This window comes from Bacillus niameyensis (genome assembly GCF_001375535.1).
Classification (GTDB): Bacteria; Bacillota; Bacilli; order Bacillales; family Bacillaceae_C; genus Lederbergia; species Lederbergia niameyensis.
Genome location: NZ_LN831197.1, coordinates 3,873,638 through 3,886,277, shown reverse-complemented (window position 1 = coordinate 3,886,277; position 12,640 = coordinate 3,873,638). Strand labels below are relative to the sequence as shown.

The 12,640-nt window shown below is 37.0% G+C and carries 9 protein-coding genes and 1 pseudogene; all 10 read right to left on the bottom strand.

Features of this window, described 5'->3' with window-relative positions; all coding sequences use genetic code 11:
• Positions 1–94: 94 nt before the first annotated feature.
• Positions 95–1,849: a methyl-accepting chemotaxis protein gene (locus BN1243_RS17835; RefSeq protein ID WP_062109077.1), complete on the bottom strand. Its 1,755-nt coding sequence runs from the start codon at positions 1,847–1,849 to the stop codon at positions 95–97.
• Positions 1,850–3,019: 1,170 nt separating this feature from the next.
• Positions 3,020–3,220, bottom strand: coding sequence for a YjfB family protein (locus BN1243_RS17825; protein ID WP_062109073.1), 201 nt, complete (start codon positions 3,218–3,220; stop codon positions 3,020–3,022).
• A 30-nt stretch (positions 3,221–3,250) separates the two neighbouring features.
• Positions 3,251–4,147 (bottom strand): HNH endonuclease, encoded by an 897-nt coding sequence (locus BN1243_RS17820; protein WP_062109071.1) that lies wholly within the window; start codon positions 4,145–4,147, stop codon positions 3,251–3,253.
• An 89-nt stretch (positions 4,148–4,236) separates the two neighbouring features.
• Positions 4,237–4,857 (bottom strand): methyl-accepting chemotaxis protein, encoded by a 621-nt coding sequence (locus tag BN1243_RS23105; RefSeq protein ID WP_407638896.1) that lies wholly within the window; start codon positions 4,855–4,857, stop codon positions 4,237–4,239.
• A gap of 949 nt (positions 4,858–5,806) precedes the next feature.
• Positions 5,807–6,262, bottom strand: coding sequence for a DUF2269 family protein (locus tag BN1243_RS17810; protein ID WP_084782084.1), 456 nt, complete (start codon positions 6,260–6,262; stop codon positions 5,807–5,809).
• A 195-nt stretch (positions 6,263–6,457) separates the two neighbouring features.
• A pseudogene (locus tag BN1243_RS22770) lies at positions 6,458–6,691 on the bottom strand (Crp/Fnr family transcriptional regulator); the annotation flags it as partial.
• Positions 6,692–7,361: 670 nt separating this feature from the next.
• Positions 7,362–7,982, bottom strand: coding sequence for a methyl-accepting chemotaxis protein (locus tag BN1243_RS23100; RefSeq protein ID WP_407638896.1), 621 nt, complete (start codon positions 7,980–7,982; stop codon positions 7,362–7,364).
• A gap of 949 nt (positions 7,983–8,931) precedes the next feature.
• Positions 8,932–9,387 carry a DUF2269 family protein gene (locus BN1243_RS17795; RefSeq protein WP_084782084.1) on the bottom strand — a complete coding sequence of 152 codons (456 nt, stop codon included), beginning with the start codon at positions 9,385–9,387 and terminating at the stop codon, positions 8,932–8,934.
• A gap of 195 nt (positions 9,388–9,582) precedes the next feature.
• Positions 9,583–10,089, bottom strand: coding sequence for a DoxX family protein (locus tag BN1243_RS17790; RefSeq protein WP_062109058.1), 507 nt, complete (start codon positions 10,087–10,089; stop codon positions 9,583–9,585).
• Between the two features lie 389 nt (positions 10,090–10,478).
• A complete protein-coding gene (locus BN1243_RS17785; RefSeq protein WP_062109056.1) occupies positions 10,479–12,392 on the bottom strand; it encodes a beta-N-acetylhexosaminidase in 1,914 nt (637 codons plus the stop codon).
• Positions 12,393–12,640: the final 248 nt, after the last annotated feature.

The following is a 12,640-nucleotide window of genomic DNA, read 5'->3' as shown; positions in this document are numbered from 1 at the left end:
AACTTAAGATCGAATTTTGAAATTGTAACCGCTTGATACGATTTTACTAGTGTTCTCTTTTAAACTTATAATGAATCTTCCAAATTGGTTATTATCAATACTTGAATTGCCTAACTTGTGCGTTTAATTTTTCCGCAAGAGTAGCAAGTTCTTCTGCTCCGCTCGCAATTTCCTCCATGGAACTGCTGGATTGTTGCGCGGATGCAGCTGTCTGTTCAACTCCTGCGGCCGCCTCTTCTGCCACAGCTGCCACTTCTTCAATCGCCTTGGACATTTCTCCACCATTTTGAGACAAATCTTTCAGGTTAGTAGATATCTGTTGTATTTTCCGAACCATTTCTGACACAGACTCATTAATATTCCCGAACGTAAAACCAGTTTGTTTAATTTGATCTGACCCAACTTCTACTTCCTCATAACTAGACTGCAATGAATGAACCGCTTTATTAGAATCTTCGAGGATATGTCCAACAATCTCCGTAATCTCCCCTACAGAATCTGATACTTGCTCTGCCAACTTTCGAACTTCAGAGGCAACAACTGCAAACCCTTTACCATGTTCACCTGCTCTTGCAGCTTCGATTGCTGCATTTAAGGATAATAAATTGGTTTGCGCTGAAATTTCTTGGATCACTTGAACAAGTTTTGAGATTTTCTGCGTTTCTTCATTTAAGCCTTTGACATTATCTACTGCTTGGCTTACTTTTTCATGAATATTTTCCATTTGAACTACAGATCGGTTCATAAGGGTACGTCCTTCTGCCGCCATTGACAAAACTTCATTAGATGAACTCTCAACAACTTCCCCATGTTGATAAGCTTCCCTAATTTTTATATTGAACTCTTCCATTAGTTCATTCAGTGTTGTAGCACTATCGGCTTGAGTTTCGGCAGCGGATGATAGTTCTTGCATCGTTGCCGCGATTTGTTGTCCACCTTCATTCACTTCATTCGCTGATTGAGTAAATTCCTCACTCTGACTAGCAATTGTTTCTGAAGCATCAGAAATATTGAGAACCATTGCTTTTAAACGAGTTTGCAGCTGATTCATGGATTGAGCAAGTTCCCCAATTTCATCCTTTGTTTTTATTACAAGTTGCTCTTGGGCCAAATCACCGCTTGAAAGAACATCCATGCGCTTTGTTACTTTGATAAGAGGTTTAGCAATACTATTCGAAAACATCCAAATAATAAAAAGGCCAATTAGTAATGTCATAGCGATCACTAGTATAACCAAGTTTAATATTTCTTTTGCTGGCTGATTAAAATCCATCATGTAAGTACTGGCATTGACAGTCCAGCCCCAATAAGGATCTGCTTTCGAATAGGTAACTTTTTGTTCAATCCGATTCTCATCATCCGGGAGTGGCCATTCGTAGTAGGAAATGCCTCCGCCAGCATTACCAACTTTAATAAACTCTTGAACAAACTTAACTCCATTTGAATCTTCAACGTCCCAAAATTTATTTCCTTCGAGATTTGGATGTGCAACTTGATACCCTTCTTGGTCTAAAATAAAGATATAGCCATTTTTCCCTAAATCTAAAAGTGGGTTTATTGGGCGTGTCCCATCGGTTGCTTTTACACCTAATATAGCAACTTTTACTTCCTCTTGCGCTTCCTCCAAGGTAAGATTCCCTTTTTCGACCTCCTTATTTAAAGATTCAATCAATGATATCGTCATCTCTACACTGTTTTTTAAATTCGTAACACCTAAACGATCTAAACTGTTACTGCTTTTTTGAAAGGCTAAAACGCCTACAACAATTAGCGGTATACTTAAAAGTAGAAAAGAAACAACTATCAATTTTGTTCGAATTGTTTTTGACAGAAAATGAAATAATTTCATATAACACACCCACTTTTTTATTTAAATTGCTGGATCACAAAATATGTCATAAACACTTACTATAAATTAATCCACAGTTTAGAATTTTGTAAGGATAAATCAACCTCTAACTCATAATTTATTTTTTTATTATTCTTCAGAAATCTTAAGAAATATTTTACATCTCTAACAGCCTGGACAAATGATATGTATTCAAATTGTTGAGCATGATGTATTTTTAAATATTGAATTAATGTCTCTTCACGTATGAATGCCAGATAGTAAATATCTGTATTATTGAATATGAATAAGAATATTCTTCTCAACGATTCTTTCGTATCCTGTTCAGCAGGCAAGTCTTCTAACTGGAATTGTGATAACAATACTTCACATCGAGAAAGCCCTGTTATGGTCAATCTTGAACAACTCCTAAATTCCCTATAAAGTGAACTTTAATGAGTAGGGGTTTTCCTTCACTACTCATTGTTAGAGGAACAAATAAAGGACAGGTACGTAACATCCTATTGCAACTCCTTTCTGACCATTAACCCCTAGGTTTTTCCGCGAAATCTAGAAGTAGGAGCCTTACAGCCAATTGATGCTGAATAAAATTTCCGTTTACCAATGAAATTTTCAATATTATACTGTTTAGCACGATAAACTAGTCCTTATCATGCATTCTTACAATCTAGAAAGTAGCCACCTCCTACAATTTCCAATAGCTCATAACTGAATACCCATCTTCTCCAAGTGACAAAATCTTCAATTACTTTATAGTAAATAATGAAAGCAAGGATTGAATGCAAAATACTAGGATCATAAATACAAAAAAAGACTATTCCATGGATCCCAAAATAGCCAAAAAGTAGTTATTAATAAAAAACTTGTTTATTAGGCAAGATCTTTATAAAAGTTCTACTCTCAATCTTCCTTTCATACTTAGATGTCTTTTTTAGCTTTTGAACTCAGTAAAAAGCAGTGCTTTTCAGCTAGTTATTTAGAACTATCAGTAAACTATCCTATAACAACCTGTTGTAAAACACAATATATTTCGTCAACATTCAACAAAATATTCACAAAACAGATAATATTTTAATCATATGTCGTGGTTACCTTATCAAAAAAAAGCAACTTCCAACCGCACAAGCGATTCAAGAAGTTGCTTCTATAAATTTCTTCTTAGAATTTTAATTATAATTTCAAATCTACATTCCCACCTAAATGCGGTTCAGCAGCATGTTGAATCGCTTGAACATTTGAGGACTGCAATAAATCTGTCAAGGCTTGTCCTTGTTGGGTAGCGATTGCCATTGCTTTTTTCGTCACCAGGAGTGATGCTTGTTGTTGAAGCTGATTATGACTTAATGCTATTGATAAATTGGCTATATCCAAATAAAATCACCCTTTCATAAAATAGTTCAATTAGCGACTTTCCGTGCCACCCGCCCATAAAGACCGTCCACCTGTGTGTCCTGTCTTTGCATGGGTTTCTTCATCAACTAATTGAAGATTCCCTGGCTCCTCATGATGATGCCATGTATAACCTTCAGGAGTTTGTCCTGTTTGAAGTGCCTGAACCTCTCCCTCTGTTAATCCTAACTCACCGGCAAGTCTTGGGGTTTCCTGAATTTGGTCAAAGAGAGCATGATTAGCATATGTAAAATGAACACTGTCAGTTGCTATATAATCATCCTGAGGCAAAGTTACCTCAAAACCCGAATCAAAAACTGGAAATGTTCCTTCGACTAAACTGGAATCAGGAAGTGTTACTGTTTTTTCTATGAATTCTACTCCTGTATCAGGATGTGTGAGTCCATTTAATTCAGCATTACGTGTGTCAATTTCTTCAGCTGAAACTCCGTCTGCACCGTCCAATAAATCGAGAATACCAATCGCGATGCTCGACACGGCTACTACTTTTCCAACATTTTTTAAGCCCTCTGTCATTTTAGCCTTATCACCTTGGGCTATTCCTTGGCAAGTGCGGCCCGCATTGTTTACTGTATAACTGACTGTAGAGCCTATTCCTTTCACTGTTCGTTCAACAGAATCCTTTATATCTTCTAATCCCTTTTGTTTGGAGTGCGCATCTTTTTTTAAAAGGCCATACGTTCCTTGGAGCGCACCATCAACAAATTGGCCTGCATTATCAAAAGAAACTTTGGATGCTGTGCGAACTCCATCTCCAACTTGCTCTATCCAATCACCAGCACCCTTCCATTGGGAGCCAACTGCTTTCCCGGCTATTTTCACGGAACCGCCAATTAACGTACCACCTGCTGTCCCAATTCCTTTACCAACCATACGGAAGATTCCCATGGCGCTCCCCCTCAAATCATAGCCAGAATCATATCATTAGGCATATTATACTATAATTGGAATCTATTTACATTATGATCATAGCTTCCTTATTCCCTAATAGCCAATGCTTCTTCATGTGTCTCATTTATATATTGAGTTGTCTTTTTCTGTTCCTCGCTAAGCTGTATGAGAGAGGTACGGAATTCCCCAATAGCCGCACTACTTTCCTCCACTATAGCAGCAAATTCATTTGTGCGTTCCTGGATCGTTCCACTATGTTCGGAAACAAGATCGACCTCATGTAAAAGTTGTTCCAATTTCTTTTGTAGATTTTGCGTATCATTTGCAATATCCGTAAAGACAGCGGTCGATTCATTCGTCAAATTAACTTGAACATTGATTTGTCCAAGTCCTTCTTGAAGTTTTGTCACAGCCTCATCATTATAGGCATTAACCTCTTCTAGATTGCCATCAATTTTTTTCAATGTAGCTTCCGTCAGTTCTGAAAGTTTTCGAATTTCTTCTGCAACAACGGCAAATCCTTTTCCATGCTCACCAGCTCTTGCAGCTTCAATCGACGCATTCAGAGAAAGCATATTTGTCTGTACAGTAATTTCTCTTATCGAGCTGGCAAATGAGTTCGTTTCAGCAATTTTTTCAGTTAACGTATTGAACGTATCATTTAGGCCGTTAAAAAATTCAGTGAAGTCGTTGATATTTTCCTTCATATCATTCATTCTCCCTGCACCACTGACTGCCTTTGTTCCCCCTCTATTTGCCTCTGTAACGAGGTGCTCTACATTACTTCTCATGTTTTTAACTAGATCACTAGTAGCATCCGTACTTTCAGCAATATACGTAATATGATCTGATTGACTTTGACTTCCACTACTTACTTCCGACAAAGCAGAAAGCATTTCTTTTTGAGAAGTCTCAAAATGATTGGCATTTTCTCGGATAAGCTTTAAGTTTCCAATTATTGTTGAAATCGCATGATCAAGCTTGTTTGCTAAATTTTCTTCCTCATGCATTTTAGTTTCAGAAGCTGTAGCCATCTCTTCCATTTGGATTAAAACTCGCTTACTTTGGCGGACCATCAATAAGAGTGTAACCCCTGATAGAAAATGGACCAACAAAAAGATTCCATCAATCTTCTCCTCAAAATTCATATAGCAATATCCAGTTGCAATAGAACTAAGAACATATCCATAAAGAAAAGGAACATAAACACCAGGAATTGCCGATAAAGTTAATACTAAAAAAGATAAAGCAACGGTAGCTAAACTAACTTCACCAGCTATAATACTTCCATATACTGTGCTAGAAAAGAGCGTAATTGCGATATATGGAAAAATATGCTCGATTATCTTCATCTTCCTGCTTAAGACATAAAAAACAATTAGTAAAATAAGGGTGATAATTAAAGATATACTAATAGCAAAATCCATTTTCATGAGAATCATTGCTACTAGACCAAATCCTGTTGCTAAACCGCTCGCAATGGCAAGAAGACTATTTCTTCTTTTTCGATCCTCACTTCGCACTTGTTCTATATTCATATATTAATCAATCCTTCCACGAATTTTTATGAAGGCCTTACTACCTATTACTAATATCGGATATTTCTCTAAAATTTTCACAAAAAAATACCACTCTGCATCAATAGAGCGGCATCTTTTAAAACGGTTTTAAGATCATTAAAACAATAATGACTAAAAACAATATATTAGCAATGTTTTCAAAGAGATTCAGTTTTTTATTTAGGCGCAAATATTCTTCTGGAATATCCTCTCCTTCATGAGAAGCTAATATCGCCTTCATCGGTTTTGTTATCGGGGATAAAACAAGCGGGCCCATGGCAAGACCGATAAGAAATAATAGCAAGCTTGTAATATACCAGCCCATTTTGAATAAATATGGATTTATGCTTCCCATCAACAGACCAGAAACGAGTAATAACGTTCCACCCACCATTACAGCGATATGGAGGTTATGCTTAATTTTGAAGGCATGTCTTAACTCTGACATCGTTTTTGCTGACCGCGGGATAATATTTAAAAAGAAACCTGGACCCATACCAAGGATCGCAGAAAAAATATGAATAAAAACAAGAATATTATAGAACGTATTCAATTGACTTCCCCCATCTATCAAAACATTTAGCTATCTAATTTTATCATATATAATAATAATTGTGAGCCGTGTGATCCACATCACAATCTACCCATTTATAGGTTAAACAACACGACCCCATTCCAAGTTTGGAGTGGGGTCCACGAAATTTGTTTATTGCTTTCAACCTTCTTAAAGTCAATTCCCATTGATTTATTAATGAGCTCCTGCTCCACGAATTTTCTTAAAGAAATTCGTGTTTTTAAAGTTTTTAATAGTATTCAATGTTACGAAGTGATCCACTCCATAGTAGACTGTTCCTCTGTGTACGAATAGGAGAATAACTGCGATAGCTAGTAAAGTCGGGTTTGTGCTGATCGTTCCTGCAAGCAAGAAGTTCAAGTTCATGAAAGCTCCAGCAATTAAAGCTGGTACTGTTAACGCTCCGACANTTCGACTAAACTGGAATCAGGAAGTGTTACTGTTTTTTCTATGAATTCTACTCCTGTATCAGGATGTGTGAGTCCATTTAATTCAGCATTACGTGTGTCAATTTCTTCAGCTGAAACTCCGTCTGCACCGTCCAATAAATCGAGAATACCAATCGCGATGCTCGACACGGCTACTACTTTTCCAACATTTTTTAAGCCCTCTGTCATTTTAGCCTTATCACCTTGGGCTATTCCTTGGCAAGTGCGGCCCGCATTGTTTACTGTATAACTGACTGTAGAGCCTATTCCTTTCACTGTTCGTTCAACAGAATCCTTTATATCTTCTAATCCCTTTTGTTTGGAGTGCGCATCTTTTTTTAAAAGGCCATACGTTCCTTGGAGCGCACCATCAACAAATTGGCCTGCATTATCAAAAGAAACTTTGGATGCTGTGCGAACTCCATCTCCAACTTGCTCTATCCAATCACCAGCACCCTTCCATTGGGAGCCAACTGCTTTCCCGGCTATTTTCACGGAACCGCCAATTAACGTACCACCTGCTGTCCCAATTCCTTTACCAACCATACGGAAGATTCCCATGGCGCTCCCCCTCAAATCATAGCCAGAATCATATCATTAGGCATATTATACTATAATTGGAATCTATTTACATTATGATCATAGCTTCCTTATTCCCTAATAGCCAATGCTTCTTCATGTGTCTCATTTATATATTGAGTTGTCTTTTTCTGTTCCTCGCTAAGCTGTATGAGAGAGGTACGGAATTCCCCAATAGCCGCACTACTTTCCTCCACTATAGCAGCAAATTCATTTGTGCGTTCCTGGATCGTTCCACTATGTTCGGAAACAAGATCGACCTCATGTAAAAGTTGTTCCAATTTCTTTTGTAGATTTTGCGTATCATTTGCAATATCCGTAAAGACAGCGGTCGATTCATTCGTCAAATTAACTTGAACATTGATTTGTCCAAGTCCTTCTTGAAGTTTTGTCACAGCCTCATCATTATAGGCATTAACCTCTTCTAGATTGCCATCAATTTTTTTCAATGTAGCTTCCGTCAGTTCTGAAAGTTTTCGAATTTCTTCTGCAACAACGGCAAATCCTTTTCCATGCTCACCAGCTCTTGCAGCTTCAATCGACGCATTCAGAGAAAGCATATTTGTCTGTACAGTAATTTCTCTTATCGAGCTGGCAAATGAGTTCGTTTCAGCAATTTTTTCAGTTAACGTATTGAACGTATCATTTAGGCCGTTAAAAAATTCAGTGAAGTCGTTGATATTTTCCTTCATATCATTCATTCTCCCTGCACCACTGACTGCCTTTGTTCCCCCTCTATTTGCCTCTGTAACGAGGTGCTCTACATTACTTCTCATGTTTTTAACTAGATCACTAGTAGCATCCGTACTTTCAGCAATATACGTAATATGATCTGATTGACTTTGACTTCCACTACTTACTTCCGACAAAGCAGAAAGCATTTCTTTTTGAGAAGTCTCAAAATGATTGGCATTTTCTCGGATAAGCTTTAAGTTTCCAATTATTGTTGAAATCGCATGATCAAGCTTGTTTGCTAAATTTTCTTCCTCATGCATTTTAGTTTCAGAAGCTGTAGCCATCTCTTCCATTTGGATTAAAACTCGCTTACTTTGGCGGACCATCAATAAGAGTGTAACCCCTGATAGAAAATGGACCAACAAAAAGATTCCATCAATCTTCTCCTCAAAATTCATATAGCAATATCCAGTTGCAATAGAACTAAGAACATATCCATAAAGAAAAGGAACATAAACACCAGGAATTGCCGATAAAGTTAATACTAAAAAAGATAAAGCAACGGTAGCTAAACTAACTTCACCAGCTATAATACTTCCATATACTGTGCTAGAAAAGAGCGTAATTGCGATATATGGAAAAATATGCTCGATTATCTTCATCTTCCTGCTTAAGACATAAAAAACAATTAGTAAAATAAGGGTGATAATTAAAGATATACTAATAGCAAAATCCATTTTCATGAGAATCATTGCTACTAGACCAAATCCTGTTGCTAAACCGCTCGCAATGGCAAGAAGACTATTTCTTCTTTTTCGATCCTCACTTCGCACTTGTTCTATATTCATATATTAATCAATCCTTCCACGAATTTTTATGAAGGCCTTACTACCTATTACTAATATCGGATATTTCTCTAAAATTTTCACAAAAAAATACCACTCTGCATCAATAGAGCGGCATCTTTTAAAACGGTTTTAAGATCATTAAAACAATAATGACTAAAAACAATATATTAGCAATGTTTTCAAAGAGATTCAGTTTTTTATTTAGGCGCAAATATTCTTCTGGAATATCCTCTCCTTCATGAGAAGCTAATATCGCCTTCATCGGTTTTGTTATCGGGGATAAAACAAGCGGGCCCATGGCAAGACCGATAAGAAATAATAGCAAGCTTGTAATATACCAGCCCATTTTGAATAAATATGGATTTATGCTTCCCATCAACAGACCAGAAACGAGTAATAACGTTCCACCCACCATTACAGCGATATGGAGGTTATGCTTAATTTTGAAGGCATGTCTTAACTCTGACATCGTTTTTGCTGACCGCGGGATAATATTTAAAAAGAAACCTGGACCCATACCAAGGATCGCAGAAAAAATATGAATAAAAACAAGAATATTATAGAACGTATTCAATTGACTTCCCCCATCTATCAAAACATTTAGCTATCTAATTTTATCATATATAATAATAATTGTGAGCCGTGTGATCCACATCACAATCTACCCATTTATAGGTTAAACAACACGACCCCATTCCAAGTTTGGAGTGGGGTCCACGAAATTTGTTTATTGCTTTCAACCTTCTTAAAGTCAATTCCCATTGATTTATTAATGAGCTCCTGCTCCACGAATTTTCTTAAAGAAATTCGTGTTTTTAAAGTTTTTAATAGTATTCAATGTTACGAAGTGATCCACTCCATAGTAGACTGTTCCTCTGTGTACGAATAGGAGAATAACTGCGATAGCTAGTAAAGTCGGGTTTGTGCTGATCGTTCCTGCAAGCAAGAAGTTCAAGTTCATGAAAGCTCCAGCAATTAAAGCTGGTACTGTTAACGCTCCGACAATAAGTCCAAGTCCTACTAGAATTTCACCAACTGGGATTAGGAAGTTAATAATTCCTACGTTTGGAAGGGCAAAGTTTTCTAAGAATGCTGCATACCAGCCTTGAACGATTGGAGCTTCTCCGCCAGCTTTGGCGATCGCCCCTTGTAAAAAGCCACCTGCATCAAATGCACCTAATTTATGCCAACCAGCTTCTAACCATTGAACACCTAACCATATTCTTAAAGCAGCCCAAACAATTGCTACCCAACGATTTTCATACCATTTTTTCATTTCACTCACTCCTTATAATGTAAAAGTTTTTTGTGAAATCATTCACATAATTTATTAAAAAAATATTAGTGCGCTTAGGGGATGAATTCATCTTTTGTTTAATTGTGAGTTATTTCACTAACTTTCTATGTCTTAATAATACAATGGTTCTTTACATACCGCAATAGGTTCGGAGCAGATGTCACTAAATAGACAAAAGTAGAATATTAATTAATTTTCAATGCTATATTCTTAGTTGGCTATGTAGTTTCCAATGAATTACGTATTATTAAAATGCAGCTTGTCTTATCAATTATGATTTTCCTAGTAGCTTTGAGTTTCTTATCCTTAACTGCCTGGAGCAATCTCTCTTATCTCAACAAGCAAAAAAGGTTGGGAATTTCCAACCTTTAAGCATAATAACCTATATTGGCAATATCTCCATATTTTGCTGAATTAATGGACATAGGTGTTGTTCCTTTTGTAAAAAGCAAACGTTCTTCTTGTAATTCGGGTATTTCTGCAATCGTTCCGGTCAAATAAGCTTGCAGCCTGCTAATTGTAGATTGAAGGCGAACTAACAAGCCGCCATAACGAATATCCAAAGTTTCCCAACCATTTGGCTTGTACGTTTCCATCCATAGTTTTTGATGCATGAGACGTAACTGTTCAACTTTATTTGTTAGTTCTGGCAGGATCTCTTTCGCATAAGTAGTTAAAGTAATGAGATCATCCTTTATATAAGCCGCTCGTAAATGGATGCCGAGCTCACTTTTTTCAACGAGAATCTCAGCCAATACGCGATACTGCTCTTTGATTTCATTAAAAATTGCTACTTGGCCCGTTAAGGAACTGTCCTGAATTTCTTGAGCAAGTTTCCTATAATAATCGCCAAGATTACCTGATTCATTGTAAATGGCAACATGTTGGTCATAAATTCCTAGTAAAGGATCTTGCCAAAGCAGATATTTCGAAGGATTTGCCATAAAATAATTTCCCTCTTCCACACCTGCAACTTCGTCGAGCTTGCGTAATCCGTATAATAATTGATAGCTGCCTTGACCAAATAACTCGTTAAATCCTGCCGTTAGTTCTGCCCCTCTACTTGGCACCCCTTTATAAACTTGATTAGCAAATGCATACATAACAGGAAGCGCATGCCAATGGCTGATTTCTTGACCGTCATCTCCCCATGTAGTCAGCATCACATGTTTCACCTGCATATTAGCAGCAGCTTGCAATCCTACACTCGTTGAGCCATACGACTTCCCATGATTCGGACTCATACTTCCATAAATATGGGCAGCACCTGCATACACATAATGATCTAAATTCGTGAATTGCAAATGACGTTTAATCGCTTCTTCATAACGCGGAAAATCTTCGCCGCCATAATCCCAATGAACATATGTTAAATTCCTAGGTAATTGAGCCGCTTTTTCTTCATCAATCACCGCATTGATGGGATACAATCCAGGCTTATTCTCCTTATCCAACAATCGATAAATAAAGTCACTCCAAATAATCGGCTCTAATTCATATTGAGCAACCAATTCCAAGACTTTTTGCAAATGACGAGCAATTAAAGAAAAACGATCTTCATAACCATGGCGCTCTAAATATTGGCCAAGCCCTGCTTGATATGCTTCATCCATTCCAAGATGAACCTTTCCAGCTGGGAAACATTCCTTCACTGTTTTAAGCATCGCTTCAATCAATCGATATGTCTCATATTCATCAATTAATAATGTATTTTGATCATCACGAACATTTCCCATTGCTGGCCAACGCAATAATTGGGTAATATGAGCCAAAGTCTGAATCGCCGGAATCACTTCAATCCCATAATCCTCAGCATAAGTAACAATTTCACGCAATTCATCTTTCGTATAACGGCCTCGCAAATAACCAAAATATGGATAACCCTCTACTTCATATGTATCTTCCGTATACAAATACAAAGTTGTATACCCCATTGCTGCTAATGATTGGATAAAATATTGAACTACATTCGGCTTCATTACGGCATTACGAGAGGCCTCCAAAGAAAAAGACAAGCTCTCTATTTTTACATATTCCTTTATTTCTTCCTGACCAGTTGCCAATAATTCCGGTAATAGCACACATAACCCGCGGAAAAATAAGGATTTCTTTGAGTAATGGATCTCAATTTGATCATCTAGCCGTTTAATAAAAAGATTTTCTCTATCAGGATTGTGAACAGGCAGTATTTCAAAATTCGTATATTCAGATGATAACAAATTAGCTTGTTCTAATTGTCTTACAGCCTTTATCAGTTTCTGATTCTCGCTTTGAATTCTCACTATATAATCCCCACTTCTAAAATATGGCATTTAGTTAACTCAGAGTTATTGTAGTATCCGTAATAGTTATTAGCAAATGAAATGGCGCTCATGTAAGAAAGAAGTACTGCTCGGTTTCCACTCAGGCGGATGCACTATAATTCGACTAGGATGTTGTCAATCTATTATGATTATTGTAGTTTCTTGTAATATACTGCTTTTTATAGGGGATTTTTCATACTTAATTGCAAAAAAATCAGGCTTACTTG